The organism is Nocardiopsis sp. NPDC006938 (assembly GCF_042869555.1).
GTDB lineage: Bacteria > Actinomycetota > Actinomycetes > Streptosporangiales > Streptosporangiaceae > Nocardiopsis.
Genome location: NZ_JBIAGA010000001.1, coordinates 441,548 through 463,680 on the forward strand (window position 1 = coordinate 441,548; position 22,133 = coordinate 463,680).

A 22,133-nucleotide genomic window follows, 5' to 3' on the forward strand; every position below is an offset into this window, starting at 1 on the left:
CCCACCCTAGCCACTCCCGTCACACACGGTGACTTACCGTCACGGCGTGTCCGTCACGGGGACAGAACCACCCCTGCCACTGGGGTCCGGCCCCGTGAGTCGGACCCACGGCCCGGCCGCGACTCCGGCCCCCGCGGCGTGCCCGGTAGTTCCGATCAGCGGGCCAGCCTGCGCAGCACCCTCCGGGTGAGACCGGGGGTGAACCAGCGCAGCTTGCGCTCGGCCCGTTCAGCCCGCGCGCGGAGCCGGTCGGCCTCGGCCAGGGCCCGGTCCAGACGGTTCCGGACCACCTCGGGACGGTCCTCGGACACCTCCTCGGCGCCGGGGTCGACCACGAACGGCTCCCCCGGAATCCAGTGCGTGCCGCAGGTCAGCTCCACCACGCGGTCCAGGTCCGTGCCGGTCGCCCCCGGTTCCAGGTGCAGGGCGCGGGCGAAGGCGGAGGCCCGCTCCAGGCGCAGGACCCCGTCGCTCCGCGTGGCCCCGGGCAGTGGGGCGCAGAGCAGACCGGCGCCCTCCCTGTCGATCTCCTTGACCAGGTCCCCCAGGGCGTCCGGGGAGGGGGCCGTCCCGGCGCCCACGGTGAGCCGGAAGGTCACCCGGGGGTCGCGTTGGGGGGCGGCGGCCACGAACCGCACGCGCGGGTCGCCCCGGAAGGTCTCGCGGATCAGGCGCAGGTCCAGGTGCTCCTCGTCGAGCGGGGAACGGCGGTCCTCGTCCAACGAGTCCCAGGGCCCCACGAGCCACAGGCGCAGGTCCGGCGTCGTACCGGCCAACAGGGCGGCGGCGGTGGCGTCGACCTCCTCCAGGGTGTGCCCGGCGGCGTCCAGTACGACGTCGACCAGCGGCACCTCCCACTGGCGCTCGGGGTGCTTGCGGCGCAGGTGGAAGTCGGGCACCCGGTTGGAGACGAACGGCATCCGGTAGCGGGTGCCCGCGTCGCGCCGCGTCTGCATCTGTGAGCGTCCCAGGTGCCAACTGCTGGTGTCGAGGTCGGGAACGAACACGGCGCCGCTCTGGGCCACCCGGTAGGCGAACTCGGTGTCGCCGCCCAGGACCAGCGCGGCGTCCAGGCCGCCCGCCGTCTCGAACAGGCTCCGGTGCAGCGACCCGGTGGCGCCGACGAACACCTTGTAGGAGAGGCGTCCGGCGGTGCGCAGCCGGTCGTTCTTGTTGATGAGCCGCTCCACCCAGTGCGGGTCGGCGCCCTCCCGGTCGAACAACAGCTCGGCGCGCCCGGCGGCCACCTCGTCCCGCACGTGTGCGGGGGTCATCGCGGCCGGGTCGAAGTCCACGAACATCTTGTGACCGAGGGCGACCCCGTAGTCGATCTGGTGGTGCCAGCGCATCTGCGACTCCACGTGCTCGCGGTAGACGAGCATGTCGGCGTCCAGACGCAGCACCACCTGTCCCGAGGAGGCCGCGACACCGGTGTTGACCGCGTGTCCCGAACCCCAGCCGCCGGGCGCCGAGGTGATCAGCCGCGTGTTCTCCGGACGCACCTCCGGCAGGGTCAGGGGCTCGGGCGATCCGTCGTCCACCACGACCACCTCCATCAGGTGCGCCGGGTAGCTCTGGGCCGCCAGCGACGCCAGCACCAACGCCAGCTTCTCGGGGTGGCCGTGCGCGGGGATCACCACGCTCACCGACAGCGTCGGCGTCCACTCCCCCAGCACGGGCGGGGTGAGCGGGGCGTAGTCGTTGCGGCGCAGGCGGAGCTGGCCGCCGAAGTCCACCGCGCCTCGGGGCAGCGGTTCCCCGGGCACGATCGCCGGACCCGTGTCGGAGACCGGGCCCACGGCCGGGGCGGCGTGTTCTTCGGTACTGGTCAAGGGTGTCCCCCCGTGTGCTGTGTGGTCCCGACCGGCCGTCCGTCTTCGGCTCCGCTCCCCAGCGGGGCGGGCTCGCCCTCCAGGAGTGAGCTGGGCCGCCAGCCGGACCACTGTCGGGCGTAGTTGTGCAGGAAGTAGGCCATGTCCTCGGACCAGGTGTGGCCGCCGCCGGTGCGGCGCAGCACGTAGCCCAGCCCGTGGGTGCGGTGGACGCGGCCGCCGCCACGGGTGACGGCGATGAGCAGCTGGGTGTCGATGGCGCGGGGCAGCGGGCGGAACCCGCCGGTCTCCTCCAGCACCACGCGGTCGGTGAGGATCGTGCCACCGGCGATGAACCGGGTGGCGGTCTCCGACTCCCGGCTGCGCCAGACCATGAGGTCGATCTCCTGGAGGAAGACGAAGTCCTGGCCGGTACCGACCAGTTCGGCGCCCGAGTAGGTGCGGGCCAGGACCAGGTCGGCCAGGTGTTCGGGGCCGTACCAGTCGTCGTCGTCCCACTTGGCGAGGAGGTCGCCGGAGGCCAGGGCGACGGAGTCGTTGAGGACGGCGCCGAAGACCCGGTCGGCGGGCGCCTCGTGCACGACCAGGGGCAGGCCGGTGGCCCGGTAGGCGTCGACGGCGGCCCGCACCCGGGGCAGCGAGGCGGGGAAGCCGTGCAGGGTGAGGACGGTCTCCACGTCCACGCCGCGCTGGCGGGCGATCTGGGCGAGGGCGAAGCCCACCATGTCGGGACGGCGGGTGCACAGGATGACCGACACCCGGGGCGCCGGGGGCACGGGGACCCCGGCCTCGGCTGCCAGGGCCCGCCAGCGGGAGCGCTGTCCGTGGGTGTACAGGGCGGCGCGGCGCAGGCGGACGCTGTACTCCTCGCGGGCCAGCCGGTCGGAGAGGTCGGCCTCGGCGGCGGAGCCGAGCAGCGCGGTGAGCGGCGCTCCGAGCCCGGCCGCCCAGGCGGGGACCGGGCCGCTGACGAGCGGCACGCCCCCGGCCGCCAGGGACGCCACCGCGCGCACGGCCGCGTGCGGGCCGCTGTGACCGGACCAGTCCACCCGCACCCCGCGCAGGTGGCGCAGGCGGGACAGGTCGACGTCCGTGACGGTGCCGTCCGGGGCGACCGTGACGAGGTCCTTCCGGCCGTCCGCGACCACGGCGGAGTCGCCGCGCAGGGTGAGGTCGCCCAAGGGGCCCTTCTCGGCCTTGGTGAACCCGGTGGGGTTGACGGTGGTCTCGTCGACGGGCGCGACGTGGTGGACGGGGTCGGCGCCGGGCCTGTCGGTGACCAGGAGCGGGGAGCGGCCCGCCCGGTCGTGGCCGTGCGGTCCGGTCAGCGCCTCCCAGGAGTCGGTGCCGGTGGTGGCGCGGTCCAGGACGGGCACGTTCGCGTCGGTCCAGTCGGGGGGTGCGTCGGGGCCGTGCGCGCGCAGGGCCAGGTCGCCGACCGGGGTGACCCGGCGCAGCGGCACCGGCCCCTCGGCGGACACGCCGTGGGCGCCGGTGTCGCCGGGCCGCCACAGCGCCGCCTCGACACCGTTGAGGGCGGCCGACGGGGCGACGGCCGGGCCGCGCCGACGGCCGCGTGTGCCGTGGAAGACCGCGTCCAGGACCGGTGCGGACTCGATGGCGTTGGGGAAGAACAGTTCGCATACCCAGCCCCGGCTGCCCACCCTGCGCACCCGCAGTTCCTGGAGGTCGCGCCACTGCCCCAGGCCCGGCCCGACGGGCACCGGGGGTTCCTGGTGGCCGGGTGTGGCGACCAGGGCCGCCACCAGGTGCACGGCGCGCGGCAGGTGCACGGCGTTGGTGAGGGCCCGGTGGAGGTCGGTGGTGGTGGCCGCGACCAGCGCCACCAGACCGGCCACCGGGTCGTCGTCGAGGACGGGTGCGCCGAGGGGGCGGGCGTCGAGGTCGAGGACGAGGTCGCCGGGGGCGGTGGGCAGCCCGGTCAGCTCGGCGCGGGTGTTCGCGCCCGTGTGGCACAGCACGGCCGGTTCCTTGCCGCGAGCGCGGAGGGCGTGACGAAGGACGGTGGTGATCATCGGGTGGCCTTCGAGGTCGGGAGGCGGCTGGGGGCGGGCTGCCGGGCGGTGTCGGAGCGGGAGGGAACGCTACGTGGGTCGGTACGGGCACGAGGGCGGATCGGGAGGCGGTGCTCGAAGGGGCCGCCGCCAACGGGCCGGGGACGGTGTCGGGCTCAGGGGCTCCGGCGGGTGAACACGTGGGCGCCCTTCTCCAGGGGCTCCTCGGCGCGCAGCAGGCCGAACTCGCGAACCCAGCGCTCGCCCAGGGCCCTCTCGTCCGGCCGGTCGGCGTCGTCCAGGACCACCACGGCGTCGTCGGTCAGGCGCGGCAGCAGCGCGGGGACCGCCGGGTACCGGGCCTGCGCGCCGGTGGCCTGGGGCGGACCGTCCACGAACAGCAGGCCGACGCGGTCCAGGTCGTCCAGGCGCGAGAGGTCGTACCACAGCGGCCGGGACTCGTCCGGGCCGTCGGACGCCTCCCCTGCCAGATTCGGCTCGACCTCCGTCAGCGGGGCGTACCGGACCTCCACGAGGTCGTCGAGGTCGTGCGCGGCCACCAGGTCGCGGCTGAGATCGGCGTAGCGTTCCTCGTGCTCGATCGCGACCAGGCGGCCCGTGCCCGCGCGGCGCAGCGCGTACCCGAGCCACACGCTGGAGGCGCCGCTGCCGCACTCCACCACGAGCTCGGGGCGGTGGCGGTCGATGAGCCGAACGAGCAGGCGGAGCACGTCCGGAGAGGCGGCCCAGCCGCGCAGCGGCGGCATGAACGGGGCGGCGTCCAGGTACGCGCGCAGTTCGGCCCAGGCCACCTGCTGTTCGTAGTCGTGGCGGCCCTGCACGGTGACGGCGCGCTGGATCTCCCGGCTGACCCGGGGAAGCGCGTGGTCCTGGAGCCGGGTCAGCCGCTCGGCGACCCCGTCCAGGGACCGGGTGATCTCCAGGCGGTCCCGGCCGAGCACCTCGGTGACCCCGCGCGCGCTCCCGGCGACCGCGACCGACAGGGCGCGCACGGAGCCGCGCAGCGACCACAGGGCCAGGCCGAGCACGCACACCAGACCGCCGAGCAGGAGCACGGCGGTGGCGATCACCGCCTCCGCCCAGTCCAGGACCCCCAGGGCGCCCGCCACGATCGGGAGGGCGAGCGCGGCCGGGCCGAGGACGGCGCCGATCGCCAGGAGGAGTGTGGCTCGGCGGCGGAGCGTGCGCAAGGGGAACCTCCACGGGAGTCGCGCGGCAGCGGGTTTTCGGGGGCGTTCCGGGATGAGGGGAGAAAAAGCCCCGGACACTTTCGACACTAACTCCTCAAAGCGCCCGCATTGTTGCCCGCCGGGGAAATCGAAACCCGAAAGGGAATCAATTCCCCCGGCGTTCACCCATGGATCACCGGGGTTTCACGCCCGGACACTTCCGCGTCCGTTCCGCCGGAAGGGCCCCGCCTCTCACCCGCTCACGACCTCACCATCCGGTCGCCTCGACCAGTGCCTCCTCCATCGCCGGGGCCAGGGTGCGGGCGTAGGTGGCGGTGACGTGGGAGTGGTCCCAGAACACGAGGATGTTGCCGACCACGGCGTCGCACGTACCGCCCGGGCACACCTGGTCGGTGAGGTCCATGAGGGTGACGTTGGGCGGCAGGTCGGCCTCGGCGGCCGGGTCGGTCTCCGCCTGGCTCGCGGAGACCGGCGACGCGCACCGGTCCACCGGTCCGGACTCCACGCACTCGGCTCCCTGGTAGGTGAGCCGGGGCAGGTCCCGCAGGCCCAGGACCTCGACACCCAGTCCGTCCAGCCACGCCCACATGTCCAGGAAGCCGTCGTGGACCCGCTCGCCGTTGAGCGTGGCACGGGTGGAGGAGGTCAGGACCGCGTCCGGACGCAGCTCCTCCAGTTCGGCCATGGCCGCGGCCTTCCACACCTCGCACTCGTCGAAGACCACGCCGTCCCGGTAGGAGGTGTCGGTGCTGAACTGGCAGCCGCTCTTGGTGAACGAGACCAGGCGCCACCCCCGGGCGTCGGCCGCCTCATGCACCGCGGGGTACCAGTGGGCGGCCCGCGAGGCGCCGACCAGGGCGATCGTGCGTTCGGCGTCCTGGGGGCCGCTGTCGCACACCACCAGCTCCTCCGAGGCCAGCGTGACGTGGCAGCCCTCCTGGTGGTGCCAGGAGAGGTCCTGGCGGGCGTCGGCCGGGTCCGGCCGCACCGGGACGTCGGCCAGGACCGAGGCCAGGGCCGGGTCGGCGACCGCCAGGGCCCCCGGGTAGCTCTCCGGGGCCGCCATCTCCACCGCGCGTTCGGCCCGCTCCCGGTCGATGCGGTCGCTCCACAGCAGGGAGACGGCCAGCACCGGGACGATCAGGGCGGCGGCGATCCCGATCGACCACGCGGGGGTGCGGCGGGCCGCCGGACGGGTGAAGCGGTCGAGGCCGCCCTCCGCGAGGCGGTGGGTGAGCCAGGCCAGGACCAGGGACGCCCCCAGCACGCCGAGGCCACCCAGCGGGCTGGCCAGGGAGCGGCCGGTGACCTCCAGGTAGCAGACCAGGACCGGCCAGTGCCACAGGTAGAGGGGGTAGGAGAGCTTGCCGAGGTCGGTGAGCGGCCTCCAGGTGAGCAGGCGGTCCGCGCCGTGCGGGCTGCCGGTGGTCCCGGCCAGGATCACCAGGACGGCGGCGCCGGTGGGCCAGAGAGCGACGTATCCGGGGAAGAGCGTGGACACCGAGAGCAGCACCCCGCAGGAGACCAGGGCGGCCAGGCCGAACCAGCCCAGGAACACGCGCAGCCCCCGGGGCAGGCGCACGCGGTGGACCACCAGGGCCAGGATCGCGCCGAGCGCCAGCTCCCACAGGCGGGCGCCGGTGTCGAAGTAGGCCCAGGCCTGGTCGCTCGCGGTGACCGAGACCGAGTAGCTCAGGGAGAGCGCGAACACCGCCGTGACCAGGCCCAGGACGGTGGCCCGGAACGGCAGCCGCACCCGTGCGGCCGCGAGCGCGGCGAGGGCGACCAGCACCGGCCACAGCAGGTAGAACTGGCCCTGGATGGACAGGGACCAGAAGTGCTGGACGGGGCTGGGCGCGGCCTCCCGCGCCAGGTAGTCCACGGCGCCCCGGGCCAGCGCCCAGTTCTCGTGGTAGAGCGCCGCCGCCCGCACCTCGTCGAGGACGTCGGCCCAGCGCGAGCGCGGCAGCACCAGGTACGTGGCCGCCATGGTCGCCGCCAGGACCACGGCCGCGGCGGGGACGAGCCGCCGGGCCAGCCGGGTCCAGAAGGCCGCGAAGCGGACCCGGCCCTCGCGTTCGACGCTCCTGACCAGGGACCCGGTGATGAGGAACCCGGTGAGCATCAGGAAGACGTCGACACCGCCGGAGACCCGGCCGAGCCAGATGTGGTAGACGGCCACCAGGAGGACGGCGACGGCGCGCAGGCCCTCGATCTCGGGCCGGAATCCCCCCGATCCGCCCTTGATGCGTGCGTCGTCTGGGACTGAAGTGGCTGACGTGACTGAGGTGGCCCTCGTAACGAGGGGCTTCGGAGTGGAAGGGTCCATGAGCGGCGGCGGCCTCGGAGCGCTAGGGATTCTGTGCACCGAACGAGGCGTCTGAACGGGTTTCGTCACTCGAATTCGGCGCTGCATTATCGCCGTTCCCGATGCCCGTCCGGTAAATGGCGGACCAACGCCCGGACAACGTTCTCCTACCCTGCCGGGCCGACCTCGTACGACCCGGCCAGGTTAGGTCGGCGGAACGCGAACGGACGGCCCCGGCGTTATTCGGGAGGTTCGGGAACAACGGTGATGGTTCGTGTGGCGGACGGGAGGGAAGGGTGGGGGGAGGCCACGCGGAGAGCACGGGTCGACCGGGGCCGGACCGGAGGGGTCGGACACACGCCGGGACCCGTCACACCGCCCCCGCGAGGGGGCGTTTATTCCCGGGTCCGTGTGTAAAGAGCCTGACATCGGGTGTCCGCCCGCCTGGCTGATAGCTTGCTGACTAGAGCGATCCCATCGCTGTAAGCCCGAAGAATCGCGTCATTTGGAAAGGTGCGTCAGAGATGTCTGCGCCATACTCGCTTCCCGAACTGCCCTACGACTACGCGGCCCTGGAGCCGTGGATCTCCGGTCAGATCATGGAGCTGCACCACGACAAGCACCACGCCGCCTACGTCGCCGGTGCCAACGACGCGCTGGAGAAGCTGGCCGCGGCCCGCGAGTCCGGCGACTTCGGCACCGTGAACCAGCTCCAGAAGAACCTCGCGTTCCACCTGGGCGGCCACGTCAACCACTCCGTGTTCTGGAAGAACCTCTCCCCCGAGGGCGGCGACAAGCCCGAGGGTGAGCTGGGTGCCGCCATCGACGACCAGTTCGGTTCGTTCGACGCCTTCCGCGCGCACTTCAACGCCGCCGCCACCGCGATCCAGGGTTCGGGCTGGGCGATCCTCGCCTGGGACGCCCTCGGCCAGCGCCTGATCATCGAGCAGCTGTTCGACCAGCAGGCCAACATCGCCATCGGCACGCAGCCGCTGCTCATGCTGGACATGTGGGAGCACGCCTTCTACCTCCAGTACAAGAACGTCAAGGGCGAGTACGTCAAGGCGTTCTGGAACGTCGTCAACTGGGCCGACGTCCAGGAGCGCTTCGCCGAGGCCCGCAAGGTGCAGCTCGGCTAGGGCCCCCGCGCGCGCCGGTCGGCGATCGGCCGGGGTGCCGGGAACGGCGGAGGGCGGCACCGCGCGGTGCCGCCCTCGCTGCTGCCGGGGGTCCGTTCGGGTGGGCCGCCGGGAACGGGGATCGGAGCCCGTGCCGCCCGGTCCCGGGGGCGAGGCGACCCGGTGGGTCAGACCACCAGGGAGTCGGGGTGCGCCTGGACCGGGCCGTGCCGGTCCAGCTCGCGCCAGGCGCGGGCCAGCCGCCACACCAGCTCCTGACGGGTGGCGCGGTCGTGCACCAGGGGCAGCCGGAAGTACTCGTCGTGGCCCCCCTGCTCCGAGGTCGCCATGGTCGGACCGGGGACCAGCTCCACGCCGTGCCCGAGGGCGACCTGGGCGAACGCGCGGGCGTCGGCCCCCGGCAGGCGCACCCACAGGGCCGCCCCGCCGTCGGGGGTGCGCCAGCGCCAGCCGGGCAGGTCCCTGCGCAGCAGGCTCTCCGTGTGCTCCAGTGCCTCCCGCAGGAGCTCGGACCTCTCCTTGGCGAGCCGCGCGTAGCGGTCGACCAGACGCACCCCGATCGCCTGGTCGAGCAGGGGGCTGGCCAGGTCGGCCAGGACCTTGCGGCGGCTGAGACGCAGCGCCATCTCGGCCGGGGCGCGCAGCCAGCCCAGCCGCAGGCCCGCCCAGCCCACCTTGGACAGCGAGTCGACGGTGAGGACCTCGGCACCGCGCGGCGCGTGGGCGGCCAACGGCGCGGGTTCGCCGTCGGCCCGGAGGCCCGTGTAGGCGCTGTCCTCCAGGATCGGAAAGCCCAGGCGGGCGGACATCTCCCCCAGTTCCCGGCGACGGGCGGCGGACATCAGGGTGCCGGTGGGGTTGTGGTAGGAGGGCATCACGTAGAGCAGGTGGGGTGTGGCCTCGGCGCAGGCGCGGCGCACCCCGTTGGGGTCGATCCCCTGGTCGTCGAGGGGGACCCCGCGCACGCGGGCGCCCCGGTCACGGATGAGGTCGAGGCAGCCCGCGAACCCGGGGTCCTCGGCCACCACCGGCGACCCCCGTCGCAGGTAGAGCTGGGCGACCAGGGCGACGGCCTGGTGGGCGCCGGTGGTGACCACGATCTGGTCGGGGTGGGTGGGCAGCCCCCGGGCCTCGTAGTGGCGCGCGACGGCCTCGCGCAGGGCGGGCAGCCCGCGCGGGTGGTAGTCACCCTCGGCCATCAGCGCCGGCAGGTCCTCGGCGGTGACCTCACGGATGGCCCGTTCCACCTCCGACAGACCCGGGGTGGTCAGGCAGGACGTGGAGATGACGTTCTCGTCGGCCTGGAGGAGGTTGCGGTAGACGGTGGTGCCGTTGCCGTGAGGGCTCCACCCGTCCGATCGGACCGGGGCCCGTGAACCGCACACCCGGGTCCCGCTGCCCCGGCGGCTCTCCAGGACGCCCTCCGAGCGCAGGTGGTCGTAGGCCGAGACCACGGTGGTGCGGCTGACGCGCAGCGCGGCGGCCAGGCCGCGTTCGGAGGGCAGGCGCTCACCGGGGACGAGGGTGCCCTGGTCGACCAGGTCGCGCAGGGCGTCGGACAGGCGCCGGTGCAGGGCCCCCTTCCCGGTGGACCAGGTCCCCAGGGAGTCCACCACGTCGTCGGTGCGTCGAACAGGTTCGGCTCCTGGCGCCATGGGCACTCCTCACGTCCGGGCCGGAACCCGATACTGGCATCGGTCCACCCGTACCACCAGAGCCTGGACCCTTCCCGGGGCCAGGAGCGACCCGGAGGCCGGGTGCCCGTGGCGGAGGCCGGGCGCCGCCCCCTCGCACGAACGGGCCCGGCCATCGAACGGCCGGGCCCGGTGCCCTCTCCCGCACGCCCCTCGCGGCGCGGGATCAGGCCGAGACGGGGCCCGGTGTGGGGGCGAGCGGCGCGCCCATCGCGTGGTAGCCGCCGTCCACGTGCATGACCGTGCCGGTGACGGCGCGGGCCGCGGGCGACATCAGGAAGAGCGCGGGGCCCGCCACCACGGAGGTGTCCTTGGTGTCCCAGCCCAGCGGGGCGTGGCCCGCCCAGGAGTCGGCGATCTGCGCGAAGCCGGGGATGGAACCGCCCGCGAGGGACTTGATCGGACCGGCGGAGACGGTGTTCACGCGGATACCGTCCGGGCCCAGGTCGCGGGCCAGGTAGCGGGCGGAGTTCTCCAGGACGGCCTTGGCCGACCCCATCCAGTCGTAGACCGGCCAGGCGACGCTGGCGTCGAAGGTCAGGGAGACCACGCCGGCGCCCTGCGGCGCCTTGGCGAGGAGGTCGCGCAGACCCACGGTGAGCGCGGCCAGCGAGTAGCCGGAGATGTGGATCGCCTTGGACACGTCCTCCCACTCGGTGTTGAGGAAGTTGCCGCCCAGGGCGGTCTCGGGCGCGAAGGCGATGGCGTGGAGCAGGCCGTCCACGTGGTCCCAGTGCTCACCGACCGCCTTGGCCGTGGCGGCGATCTGCGCGGGGTCGGTGACGTCCATCGGCAGGACGGCGACCGGCTCCTTCGGCAGCCGCTTGGCGATGCGCTCGCAGATGGAGAAGGCACGGCCGGGCGGATTGGTCAGGATCACCTCGTGGCCCTGGTTCATGGCCTCCTCCGCGATCGCGTACGCGATGGAGGACTGCGTGGTGATGCCGGTGATGAGCAGGTTCAAGGGGTCCCCTGGAAGGCGGTGTTCGGGCTGGCAGTGGCAACGTACCGGCGCGCGGCGGGGCGCGTCTGCCGTGGAACGGCACAAAGAATCGGCTCCGGCCTTGAAGGGGTCCGCCAGTGGCGGGCTCCGACGCCGGGGTCAGCGCCGCTCCGGGGGCGACCACGTGCCGCCGAGGCCCGCGCCCAGGGACCGGCGGGCCGCCCCGGCGAACGCCGCGGGGGGCAGGTCCCCCATTCCCGAGGGCAGCACCCCGGAGAGCGGACCGGCACCCATCGCGGACAGGTCCGTGAGGTTGCAGCGCATGGCCAGGTCGGGTTCGCGCGGCCAGGAGCCCACGACCACACCGGCGGGGACGAGCCCGCGCGCGTGCAGGGCCTCGGCGGTCAGGGCGGTGGCGTTGAGCGTGCCGAGCCGGGGGTCGGCCACGAGCAGGACCGGCGAGGACAGCAGTTCCGCGACGTCGGCGAGGGTCTCGCCGTCCTTGTTGAACCGGACGAGGAGTCCACCCGCGCCCTCCACCAGGACGAGGTCGTGCCCGCGCGCGAGGTCGAGGGCGCGGTCGGCCACCTCCCAGGCGGCCGGGCCGTCCCGCCCCGCCCGGGCCGCGGCGGTGGCGGGGGCGAGGGGTTCGGGGAAACGGGCGGTCTCGGCGGCGGTCACGCCGGGGGCCAGTCGCGCGACGGTGCGCGCGTCGCCCTCCTCGCCGGGGAGCACCCCGGTCTGGACGGCCTTGAGCACCGCCACCCGGCGGCCCCGGTCCAGGGCCAGGGCGGCCACCGCCGCCGTGGCCACGGTCTTGCCCACCTCGGTTCCGGTGCCGGTCACCACGAGCACGGTCGTCACCGATCCCCCTCCGCGTCCTCGCCCGCGTCCCGGGCCCCGGCGTCGGCGTCGGCTCCCACCGAGGCCTCGACCGCGGCCACCATCCCGGCGGCGATGGTCGCGACCTCGGCCCCGGTGCACACGTAGGGGGGCATCGCGTACACGTGGCGGCGGAACGGGCGCAGCCACACCCCGGCCCCGACCGCCGCCCTGGTGGCCTCTCCCATGCGCACCGGCCGGTCCAGCTCGACCACCCCGATCGCGCCGAGCACCCGCACCTCGCGCACGCCCGGAAGGTCACGCGCCGGGGCCAGGCCCTCGCGCAGCCCGGCGCCGATCCGCGCCACGTCACCGCGCCAGTCGCCCTCGGTGAGCAGCTCCACGGAGGCCAGCGCCGTCGCGCAGGCGAGCGGGTTGCCCATGAACGTGGGCCCGTGCGCGAGCACCGGCACGTCGCCGTCGGCGATCCCGCGTGCCACGCGCGGTGTGCACAGGGTCGCGGCCAGCGTCATGTAGCCACCGGTCAGGGCCTTGCCCACGCACAGGATGTCGGGGACCACCCCGGCGTGGTCGGCGGCGAACATCTCGCCGGTGCGGCCGAACCCGGTGGCGATCTCGTCGAACACCAGCAACAGGCCGTGGGCGTCCGCGATCCGGCGCAGTTCCCGCAGGTAGCCGGGGTGGTGGAAGCGCATCCCGCCCGCTCCCTGCACCACGGGTTCGACGATGATCGCGGCCAGCTCGCGGGCGTGGTCGCGGGCCAGTGCCTCGAACCGGGCGACGTAGTCCGGGTCGGGCGGGGTGTCGAACCCGGCAGGCGGTTCGGGCGCGAACACCTGCGGCGGCAGGACGTCGCCCCACAGGGCGTGCATGCCGCCCTCGGGGTCACACACGCTCATGGCGTGGAAGGTGTCGCCGTGGTAGCCGCCGCGCCAGGTGAGGAACCCGCGGCGGCCGGACGCCCCGGTGGACCGGTGGTACTGGAGGCACATCTTCATGGCCACCTCCACCGACACCGAACCGGAGTCGGCGAGGAAGACGTGGTCGAGCCCCTCGGGGGTGATCCGCACGAGCGCCTCGGCCAGGGCCGCGGCGGGGGCGTGCGTGAGCCCGCCGAACATGACGTGGCTGAACCGGTCCGTCTGGGCGTGCACGGCGGCGTCCAGGCGCGGGTGGCGGTACCCGTGGATCGCCGACCACCAGGACGCCATGCCGTCGACGACGCTGTGGTCGCGCCCGTCCGCCCACAGGTCGAGGCGCACGCCCGCGGCTCCGGTCACCACGTAGGGCGTCTCGGTCGCGGGGACGCTGGTGTACGGGTGCCACAGGTGGGCGCTGTCGGCGGCTCGGACCCGGTCGGGACGGGGCGTCTCGGTGCTGGTTCGCGACATGGTGACCCATTGTTCCGCGCACGCGGCCGCTGGCACCCCGTACGAGTGAGCCAGGAATCCCCGCCCAATCTTTGTGGGCTTCCACCGGTGACCGGGGCGGCGCGAACCGGCAGAGTCGTAGGCGCCTCCCTGGCACTGCAAGGGACGGGTCGCCCCAGCGGACTTGGCCGTCGCTGGGTCGACCCGCCAGGGCATCCTCCCGCCGGACCGACCACCCGCGCACTTACCTCGTGCACGAGGTTTCTCCCGGGCCGGAGCCCCTCCCCCGCCCCCACACGCACGGAGCCGCACCAGCCACCGCATCCGCCACCCGACCCGAGGAGCCTCCTCCGCATGGATCGCCTCGACACCGCCGCCCGCCCCGCGCGCCGCCCCTGGCCCCTGCGTGCCACCAGCCCGAAGGCCGCCCCGGCGCCGCCGCGCCCGGACCACCCGCTGGCCTGGCTGGACCGCGCCGCCGAACGACGCGCGAGCGCCGGGCTCACCCGCCGCACGGTCCCCCGGTCACCCTCGGACGGACCGCTGGACCTGGCGGGCAACGACTACCTCGGGCTCTCCCGGCATCCCGCCGTGGTGGCGGCCTCCGCAGACGCCGTCCGTGTCTGGGGCGCGGGCGCGGGCGGTTCGCGGCTGGTCGCCGGGGACACCGAGCTGCACGGCGAACTGGAGCGCGAGCTGGCCGACTTCCACGGGTCCGAGGCGGCCCTGGTGTTCTCCTCCGGGTACGCGGCCAATCTCGCCATGGTGGCGTCGCTGGCCGCCCCGATCCCCGAGGACGTCGAACCCCCGCTGGTGGTGTGCGACCGCCACAACCACGCCTCCCTCATCGACGCCACCCGCCTGGCCCGGGTGGCCGGGGCCCGGGTCGCGGTCTTTCGCCACCGCGACGCCGACCACGCCGCCGAGCTGCTCGGCGAGGGGCGGGGGCGGCGCCTGCTGCTGAGCGACACCGTGTTCTCGGTGGACGGCGACCTCTCCGACCCCTCCGCCCTGGCCCGGGTGGCGCGTCGCCACGGGTCCGCGCTGTTGCTGGACGACGCGCACGGGCTCGGGGTGCTCGGGGCGGGAGGCCGCGGCGCCGTCGGCGGCACCGCGCTGGGCTCCGCCGACGACGTCGTGGTGTCGGTGACCCTGTCGAAGTCCCTCGGCGCGCAGGGCGGGGCGGTGCTGGGATCGCGGCGGGTGATCCGCCACCTGGTGGAGACGGCTCGCACGTTCGTGTTCGACACCGGCCTGGCACCCGCCTCGACCGGGGCGGCCCTGGCCGCGCTGCGCGTGCTGCGGGCCGAGCCGGGACGGGCGGAGGACGTCCGTGCCCGGGCCCGTGCGCTGGCCGAGGGGCTCCGCGCACGCGGGTTGGAGGCGAGCTCCCCGGACGCGGCCGTGGTGTCGGTGCCGGCGCGTTCCCCCCAGGAGGCGCTGGCCTGGCGGGACGCGTGCCTGGCGGACGGGGTCAGGGTGGGCTGCTTCCGTCCGCCGTCGGTCCCGGACTCGCGCTCGCGCCTACGCCTGAGCGCCCGGTCCACCCTGCACGACGCCGACGTCCGACGGGTTCTCGACGTCATCGCGGTGAACCGCCCCGGGTAGTCTGGCCGGTGGATCAGGGTGTGGCGGCCGTACGCACCCCGCACGCCCCACGGACCTGGGAGGCGGTAGGAGATCGTGTCAGAGCGTGATGGTGACCCCCGAGGCCCCCGGGAGCCTGAGGACCCCGCCGCGGTACCGCCCGACGGGGGTCCCGCGAGCGGCCCCGCGCCGGATGCGACCGCGTCGGCCTCGGAAGGGGTCGACAACGCCGAGGGACCCGAACGCGCGGACGCCTCCGCCACCACCGACGCCACCGAGGACGCGGCCCCTGCCCGCCCCCGTCGGCGCCGCCGTCTCGCGCTGGCCGTCGTGTCCGTGCTCGTCCTGTCACTGCTGGCGGTCGTGGCCGTGCCCGCCAGCCGCGACGCCCTCCTGGGCCTGTGGTGCGACGCCACCGGAGGCGTGTGCCCCGGCGAGCCCCTGCCCCCCATCACCGAGGACGAGGAGCAGGACTGGCGGGTCCGCATGGAACCCGAGGAGGCCGCGGTCTGGGGGAACTACGTCTCTTTGGGCGACTCCTACTCCTCCGGCGACGGTGCCGGGGAGTACGAGGAGGGCACCGCCGAGCCCGGTGAGTGCTGGCGCTCCGAGCACGCCTACCCGCGCGTCGTCGAGCGCGAGTTCTCGTTCGAGGGCGCGCTCGGCTTCTACGCGTGCAGCAGTCACAAGGGCTCGGACATGCTCAGCCAGATCGGCTCCCCCGAATCGCAGATCGAGCGCGTCACCGAGCACACGTCGCTGGTCACCGTCGGTATCGGTGGCAACGACCTCGGGTTCATCCCCGTCCTGCGCACCTGCATCATGCGGATGCCGCTGCTGGAGCGGACCGCCTGCACGGACCAGGAGGAGGAGGTCACCGAGAAGATGGACGCCTTCGAGGAGACGCTCACCACCGTGATCACCGAGATCCGCGACCGTGCCCCCGACGCCCGGGTGCTGGTCCTGGGCTACCCGCGCCTCTTCCCCGAACAGCCGCCCGGCATGTACTACACGCTCTCCCAGAGCGACCAGCTGTGGCTCAACTCCGTCGCGCAGCGCTTCAACGATCGGATCAGGGACACCGCGATCCGCGCGGACGGCGAGGTGTACGGGGCCCGGCAGGCGGGCAGCGTGGAGTTCGTCAACGTCTTCACCGCCCTGAAGGGCCACGAGGTCAGCGAGGACGACGCCTGGCTCAACGGGATCGTCCTGGGCCAGCTCGGCCAGGGCCTGCGCGTGGACCGGGCGAGCTTCCACCCGACCGCCCAGGGACAGCGGTCCATCGCCGAGCGGGTCAGGCTCCAGATCGAGGAGGGGCCGGACCGGGTGCTGTACACGTCGCGGGAGACCCTGGACAAGGTGAACGCGGACCTGCTGCACACCGAGCTCGGCGGCCCGCTGGACCCGGCCAACGCGGTGCCGGGCACCGACGCCCCCGGGGACTCCGAGGAGGCCGACGGAGACGGCGGGGACGACGCGGGCGCGGCCGAGGCCGGGGCGGGTTCCTGACCCCGAACGCCGCTCGGCGCACACGCGCGGCCCCACCCCGGCAGATCTGCCGGGGTGGGGCCGCGCCGTTCGCGTCCTCGGCGGCGTCCTACCCGCGTTCCGCCTTGAGTTCGGCGATGACCTCGGCGAACCGGTCCAGACCCCAGTTGAGGTCGTCCTCGCTGATCACCAGCGGCGGGGACATCCGCACCGTCGAACCGTGGGTGTCCTTGACCAGCACCCCGTGCTCGGCGAGCCGCTTGCACAGCTCCTTGCCGGAGGCCAGCGCCGGGTCCACGTCCACACCCGCCCACAGGCCGATACTGCGCGCCGACACCACCCCGTCGCCGACGAACTCGCCCAGCCTGCGCCGGAGCACCTCACCCAGCTTGCGTGCGTTCTCCAGGTAGGGGCCCTCGGTCAGCATCCGGACGACCGTCCGGCCCACCGCCCCGGCGAGCGGGTTCCCGCCGAAGGTGCTCCCGTGCTGGCCGGGCTGGATGACGCCGAGCACGTCCTCGTCGGCCACCATCGCCGACACCGGCAGGATGCCGCCGCCCAGCGCCTTGCCGAACAGGTACGCGTCCGGGACGACCCCGGTGTGCTCGCAGGCCCGGATCGTGCCCGTGCGCCCCAGGCCCGCCTGCACTTCGTCGGCGATGAACAGCACCCGGTTGGCGTCGCAGATCTCCCGGACGCGGGGCAGGTAGTCGTCGGGCGGCACGATCACGCCCGCCTCGCCCTGCACCGGTTCGATGAGCACCGCGACGGTGGTCTCGTCGACGGCCTCCTCGATGGCGGCGGCGTCCCCGTAGGCCACCGAGCGGAAGCCCGGCGTGTAGGGGCCGAAACCCGTCTTCGCCTCGGGGTCGGAGGAGAAGGAGATGATCGTGGTCGTGCGCCCGTGGAAGTTGGCCCCGGCCACGACGATGGTCGCCTGGTTCTCCGGGACGCCCTTGACCTCGTAGCCCCACTTGCGGGCCACCTTGATGCCGGTCTCCACCGCCTCGGCGCCGGTGTTCATGGGCAGGACCTTCTCCTTGCCGACCATGTCGGCGAGCGAGCTCACCCACGGGCCGAACTGGTCGTTGTAGAAGGCCCGGCTGGTCAGCGTCACCCGGTCGAGCTGGGCGTGCGCGGCGGCCAGGAGGTCGGGGTTGTGGTGGCCGAAGTTCATGGCCGAGTACCCGGCCAGGCAGTCGAGATAGCGTTTGCCCTCCACGTCGGTCACCCAGGCACCGCGGCCCTCGGCGATCACGACGGGCAGGGGTGCGTAGTTGTGCGCCGACCTCGTCCGTGCGAGTTCGATGTGGTCCGCGCTGGAGAGTCCCTGTCCGCCGGGGTTTCCGGCGGAGTCCTGCTGTCCCAGATTCTGGGTGGTCATCTAGCCGCTCCGATCACCATTGACCGATGTCAGACAGTAGATACCCACCGCGCGGCCCGGTAGAGCCCCGCGGCGGGATCTCCACGAGTTGAGCAGATGATCCGGTGAGCCCACAAGGGGTGGCGAAGATCACCAGCGGGAGCCGGGGCCCGAAACCCCCGCCCCTTCCGCACCGGCACCCCCGCTGAGCGGGCGTGGCCCGGCGGCGCCCGTCCGGAGGGTGACGGGGGACGGTTACGCAGGTGACGCGGTACACAGCCCCCACGGCGATCGGGTCCCGGCCCGACGGGTACGTTCGCTCGTAGCCAGCCACAGCCGCCGCGAGCGCCCCCGCCGAGGACGGCAGTACCGATCGTCAGGGAGGTATCAGACGTGCCCCACGCGTCCCCGGACACCCCCTTCTCCCTCGCCGGCCTCATGTCGGCGGTGGCCGACGCCGTCCCCGACCGGATCGCCCTGGTCGCCGGGCCCCGGCGCCTGACCTACCGCGCCCTGGACGACCGGGCCACCCGGCTCGCGCGCCACCTGGTCACGGCCGGTGTGCGCCCCGGGGAGAACGTGGCGATCCTGTCGTTCAACCGCGCCGAGTGGGTGGAGTCGTTCCTGGGAGTGCTGCGCGCGGGCGCGGTCCCGGTGAACGTCAACTACCGGTACGTGGCGGGCGAGCTCCGGCACGTGCTGTCGGACTCGCACTCGGTGGCCCTGATCGCCGAGGACTCCCTGGCCGCGACGGTGGCCGCGGTGCGCTCGGACCTGCCGCGCCTGAGGCATGTGCTCCTGCTGGAGGACGGCTCCGTGCGCGACGCGACCCTGGGCGGCGCGGACTACGAGGAGGCACTCGCCGCGCACGGTCCCGTCACCGACGACGAGGCGGTGGCCCTGCCCGTGACCAGCGGTGACGACCACTACCTGTTGTACACCGGGGGCACCACCGGCTATCCCAAGGGTGTGCTGTGGCGTCAGGCGGACGTCTTCCGCGCCGCGGTGGAGCGCCGCGACCCGGGCTCCCCCCGCGCCGCCACCCCCTCCGACGTGGCCGATCGCGCGGCCCGCTGTTTCCCTCTGCGCATGCTGGTGCTCGGTCCGCTCATGCACGCCGCCGGGCAGTGGAACGCGCTGAGCATGCTGCTGTGCGGCAAGCGTGTGGTGCTCTCCACCGACCGCAGTCTCCGGGCGGACCGCGTGCTGGAACTGGCGCACCGCGAGGGGGTGCACGCCGTGCAGCTGGTGGGGGACGCCATGGCGCGTCCGCTGGCCAGGCACCTGCTCACCGAGCCCGACCTGTGTCCGGACCTGACGTCGGTGCGCTCGGGCGGCACCCCGCTCACGCCCGCCGTGCGCGGGCTGTGGCGTGCCTGGCGCGAGGACGTCGCCCTGGCCGACGCCTACGGGGGGTCGGAGACGGGCGTGTGCGGCTCGGCGACCGCACCCGAGGAGCACACGAGCGTCGCGGACTCCGCCGACCGGCGCAGCTTCACCATGGGCGGCAGCATCGCGGTGCTGGACGGCGCCCTGAGGCCGCTGCCCCCGGGGTCGGTCGAGGTCGGCCGGATCGCCCGGACCGGCCGGATTCCGCTGGGCTACTACAACGATCCGATCGCCACCGCCCGCACGTTCCCCACGGACGGTGAGGGGCGGCGCTGGGCGCTGTCGGGCGACTACGGCACTCGGGCGGCGGACGGTTCCATCGTGTTGCTGGGCCGGGGCAGCGTGGTGATCAATACCGCCGGAGAGAAGGTCTATCCCGAAGAGGTGGAGGCCGTGTTGAAGGCCCATCCCTCGGTGGAGGACGTGATCGTGGTGCCCGCCCCCGACGAGCGGCTCGGGCAGAGGGTGACGGCCCTGGTCTCGCTGGCCTCGGGTTCGGCCCCCGACGAGGGCGCGTTGAGGGCGCACTGCCGCGTGCGCCTGGCGGGGTTCAAGGTGCCCCGGACCGTGCACTTCGTGGACCGGGTGCGGCGTACGGCGGTGGGGAAGCAGGACTACCGGTGGGCCGCGTCGGTGGCCGGGGAGGACCCCGCCGCGCCCGCCGTCCCGCTCGCTCCGCTGTCGGCGTCGCGCCGGAACTGAGACGGGGTTCGGGGCCGCCTGTCACGTTCTGTTTTCGGACTCCGGACCTGACGGGCGAATACCTGACCAAAACCCCGAATATCAGGGCGCTCGGACGTCTCGGCCCCGCCCGGCGCCGCTAGAATCGGCACTGCCCGGCCCGGGGCCTGTCGGCTCTCCTCCCCCATCGCACGGCCCGGGCGGCACACATCAGCGCGGGCCGGGGCGTCGAACCGGTGGAGGTCGCCCCCGCGACCCGCGCGACACAGCACCCCTTTGACACCGCCGACCGGCATCGACACCGTGTCGGCGGCCCCATCAGGACGGAGGACGGCGCCGCGTCCCGGGACTCTCCCGGGCCCGCGCCCGACAACATGGCCAAGTCAGTAGGCTCCTACATCTTCAACGCGGTGCGCGGCGGGGCCGTCGGCACCTCCGAGGCCCTTCCCGGCATCAGCGGCGGCACCGTCGCGCTGATGGTCGGCCTCTACGACAAGCTGATCGGCGGCGCGGGCCACGTGGTCAGCGGCATCAAGCGCTACGTCACCGACGTCCCCCGGGGCAAGGGCAAGGAGCGGGCCCAGGAGCAGTTCCGCCAGGTCGACTGGCCGGTGCTCGTCCCCGCCCTGATCGGCATGGCCGTCGCGCTCATCCTGGCCGCGGTCTTCCTCGCCCCGCTGGTCGAGGTGTACGCGCAGTACGCCTACGCGCTCTTCTTCGGCCTGGTCCTGGCCTGCCTGTGGATTCCCTACACCGGCGCGGGCAAGAAGTGGAAGGCCTGGCACTACGCGGTCGCGCTGGTGTTCGCCGTACTCGCGTTCCTCCTCACCGGCCTGCCCGGAGCCAACCTGCCCACCCACCCCGTGGTGGTCTTCTTCGCGGCGGCCGTCGCGATCTGCGCGCTGGTCCTGCCCGGCTTGTCAGGGTCGTTCATCCTGCTGACCCTGGGCCTGTACGAGCCCACCATGGCCGCCCTGCGCGCCGCCGACCTGCCCTACATCACCGTCTTCGTGCTGGGCATGATCACCGGTCTGGCGCTGTTCGTGAAGGTGCTCCAGTTCCTGCTGGAGAACCACCACCACATCACCCTGGTGGTGCTCACCGGTCTCATGGCCGGTTCGCTGCGCGCCCTGTGGCCGTGGCAGGACGAGAACCGCGACCTGCTGCCGATGACCGACGTCCCCGTGACGCTCGCCTTCGCGGTCGGCGGCTTCGTGGTGGTCGTCGGCATGATCGTCTGGGAACAGCGCAAGCTCGCCCAGCAGCGGGTGGAGGCCCGTCAGGACGTCTCCGTCTAGAGCCCCCGGTCCGCTCCTGCGAACCGTCCACTACAGTCGGAACCACCACAAACCAATACCGATGCCGGGGCCGCGAGGCCCCGGCGGCGCGGGGTGCCGGAAGCGTCCTTCCGGCTGAGAGCACACCCGTCGAACCTGCCCTAGTTCGTACTAGCGAAGGAACGCCAATGAGCGCGTACAACGTCGTGTCCATCGCCGGAAGCGACCCCAGCGGAGGCGCGGGCGTCCAGGCCGACCTGAAGGCGTTCTCCGCCCACGGGGTCTTCGGGATGACCGTGGTGACGGCGTTGACCGCCCAGTCCACACGCGGGGTCACCGGAGTGCACGGTGTCCCCGCGTCGTTCGTCACCGACCAGATGGACACCCTGTTCACCGACGCGACCGTGCACGCGGTCAAGGTGGGCATGCTGTCCACGTCCGAGGTCACCGAGGCCGTCGCGGCCGCCGTGGACCGCCACCGGCTCCCGAACGTGGTCGTGGACCCGGTGATGGTGGCCAAGAGCGGCGACCGCCTCCTGGAACGGTCGGCCATCGAGGCGCTGCGGAGCGTCCTGTTGCCCCGCGCCGACCTGCTCACCCCCAACCTCCCCGAGGCGGCCGACCTGCTCGGCGAGGCCGAGGCCACCACCCTCGGGGAGATGCGCGACCAGGCCGAGCGCCTGCTCGGGCTCGGCCCCCGCCGGGTCCTGCTCAAGGGCGGGCACCTGCCGGGCGCTGAGAGCGTCGACCTGCTGGTCGACGGGGTCGGCGAGCCCGTCGAGTTCCGTGCGGGGCGGGTGGACACCCGCAACACCCACGGCACCGGCTGCACCCTGTCCTCGTCGATCGCGGCCCTGCTGCCGCAGCGGCCGGACGCGGTGACGGCCGTGGCCGACGCCAAGGCCTACCTCACCGAGGCCCTGCGCCGCGCCGACGAGATCGACGCGGGCGGCGGGCAGGGGCCGGTGCACCACTTCCACGCCTGGTGGTAGC

The 22,133-nt window shown here is 73.7% G+C and carries 15 protein-coding genes and 1 riboswitch; of the genes, 6 read left to right on the forward strand and 9 right to left on the reverse strand.

The window, feature by feature from the left end:
• Positions 1-155: 155 nt before the first annotated feature.
• From ACFYL4_RS01985 to ACFYL4_RS02000, 4 genes are all read right to left on the reverse strand, one after another.
• A complete protein-coding gene (locus tag ACFYL4_RS01985) occupies positions 156-1,832 on the reverse strand; it encodes a glycosyltransferase (protein WP_387515692.1) in 1,677 nt (558 codons plus the stop codon).
• Positions 1,829-3,868: a glycosyl transferase family 2 gene (locus ACFYL4_RS01990; protein ID WP_387515695.1), complete on the reverse strand. Its 2,040-nt coding sequence runs from the start codon at positions 3,866-3,868 to the stop codon at positions 1,829-1,831. The genes ACFYL4_RS01985 and ACFYL4_RS01990 overlap by 4 nt, the downstream gene beginning before the upstream one ends.
• Before the next feature lie 155 nt (positions 3,869-4,023).
• Positions 4,024-5,058, reverse strand: coding sequence for a class I SAM-dependent methyltransferase (locus ACFYL4_RS01995; RefSeq protein ID WP_387515697.1), 1,035 nt, complete (start codon positions 5,056-5,058; stop codon positions 4,024-4,026).
• A gap of 247 nt (positions 5,059-5,305) precedes the next feature.
• Positions 5,306-7,387 carry an acyltransferase family protein gene (locus ACFYL4_RS02000; protein WP_387515699.1) on the reverse strand — a complete coding sequence of 694 codons (2,082 nt, stop codon included), beginning with the start codon at positions 7,385-7,387 and terminating at the stop codon, positions 5,306-5,308.
• A gap of 503 nt (positions 7,388-7,890) precedes the next feature.
• Between ACFYL4_RS02000 and ACFYL4_RS02005 the strand changes: the two genes are divergently transcribed.
• A complete protein-coding gene (locus tag ACFYL4_RS02005; protein WP_387515701.1) occupies positions 7,891-8,505 on the forward strand; it encodes a superoxide dismutase in 615 nt (204 codons plus the stop codon).
• A gap of 167 nt (positions 8,506-8,672) precedes the next feature.
• Here the strand turns inward: ACFYL4_RS02005 and ACFYL4_RS02010 are convergent, their stop codons facing one another.
• The 4 genes from ACFYL4_RS02010 to ACFYL4_RS02025 form a co-directional block, all read right to left on the reverse strand.
• Positions 8,673-10,160 carry a PLP-dependent aminotransferase family protein gene (locus ACFYL4_RS02010; protein ID WP_387515703.1) on the reverse strand — a complete coding sequence of 496 codons (1,488 nt, stop codon included), beginning with the start codon at positions 10,158-10,160 and terminating at the stop codon, positions 8,673-8,675.
• Positions 10,161-10,365: 205 nt separating this feature from the next.
• Positions 10,366-11,163, reverse strand: a complete 798-nt coding sequence (fabI, locus tag ACFYL4_RS02015) for an enoyl-ACP reductase FabI (protein ID WP_357758864.1) — start codon at positions 11,161-11,163, stop codon at positions 10,366-10,368.
• 138 nt (positions 11,164-11,301) lie between these two features.
• Complete coding sequence (gene bioD / locus ACFYL4_RS02020; protein WP_357758861.1) at positions 11,302-12,006, reverse strand: dethiobiotin synthase; 705 nt, start codon at positions 12,004-12,006, stop codon at positions 11,302-11,304.
• Positions 12,003-13,376 carry an adenosylmethionine--8-amino-7-oxononanoate transaminase gene (locus ACFYL4_RS02025; protein WP_387515705.1) on the reverse strand — a complete coding sequence of 458 codons (1,374 nt, stop codon included), beginning with the start codon at positions 13,374-13,376 and terminating at the stop codon, positions 12,003-12,005. The genes bioD and ACFYL4_RS02025 overlap by 4 nt, the downstream gene beginning before the upstream one ends.
• A gap of 333 nt (positions 13,377-13,709) precedes the next feature.
• Here ACFYL4_RS02025 and ACFYL4_RS02030 point away from each other — a divergent pair, with 333 nt between their 5' ends.
• Positions 13,710-14,963, forward strand: a complete 1,254-nt coding sequence (locus ACFYL4_RS02030; RefSeq protein WP_387515707.1) for an 8-amino-7-oxononanoate synthase — start codon at positions 13,710-13,712, stop codon at positions 14,961-14,963.
• Positions 14,964-15,038: 75 nt separating this feature from the next.
• The gene (locus ACFYL4_RS02035) at positions 15,039-16,451 is read left to right on the forward strand and encodes an SGNH/GDSL hydrolase family protein (RefSeq protein ID WP_387515709.1); all 1,413 of its coding nucleotides are present in this window, start codon (positions 15,039-15,041) and stop codon (positions 16,449-16,451) included.
• Between the two features lie 88 nt (positions 16,452-16,539).
• On the opposite strand, the gene rocD is transcribed toward ACFYL4_RS02035, so the two are convergent.
• A complete protein-coding gene (gene rocD / locus ACFYL4_RS02040) occupies positions 16,540-17,814 on the reverse strand; it encodes an ornithine--oxo-acid transaminase (RefSeq protein WP_357758851.1) in 1,275 nt (424 codons plus the stop codon).
• Between the two features lie 372 nt (positions 17,815-18,186).
• On the opposite strand from rocD, the gene ACFYL4_RS02045 reads away from it, so the two are divergent.
• From ACFYL4_RS02045 to thiD, 3 genes are all read left to right on the forward strand, one after another.
• On the forward strand, positions 18,187-19,884 hold the full coding sequence (locus tag ACFYL4_RS02045; protein ID WP_387515711.1) for an acyl-CoA synthetase: 1,698 nt from the start codon (positions 18,187-18,189) through the stop codon (positions 19,882-19,884).
• Between the two features lie 353 nt (positions 19,885-20,237).
• Entirely contained in the window at positions 20,238-21,161 is a 924-nt protein-coding gene (locus ACFYL4_RS02050; protein ID WP_387515713.1) for a DUF368 domain-containing protein, read from the forward strand.
• 79 nt (positions 21,162-21,240) lie between these two features.
• Positions 21,241-21,340, forward strand: a riboswitch (TPP riboswitch).
• Complete coding sequence (gene thiD / locus ACFYL4_RS02055) at positions 21,329-22,132, forward strand: bifunctional hydroxymethylpyrimidine kinase/phosphomethylpyrimidine kinase (protein WP_387515715.1); 804 nt, start codon at positions 21,329-21,331, stop codon at positions 22,130-22,132. It overlaps the preceding riboswitch by 12 nt.
• Position 22,133: the final 1 nt, after the last annotated feature.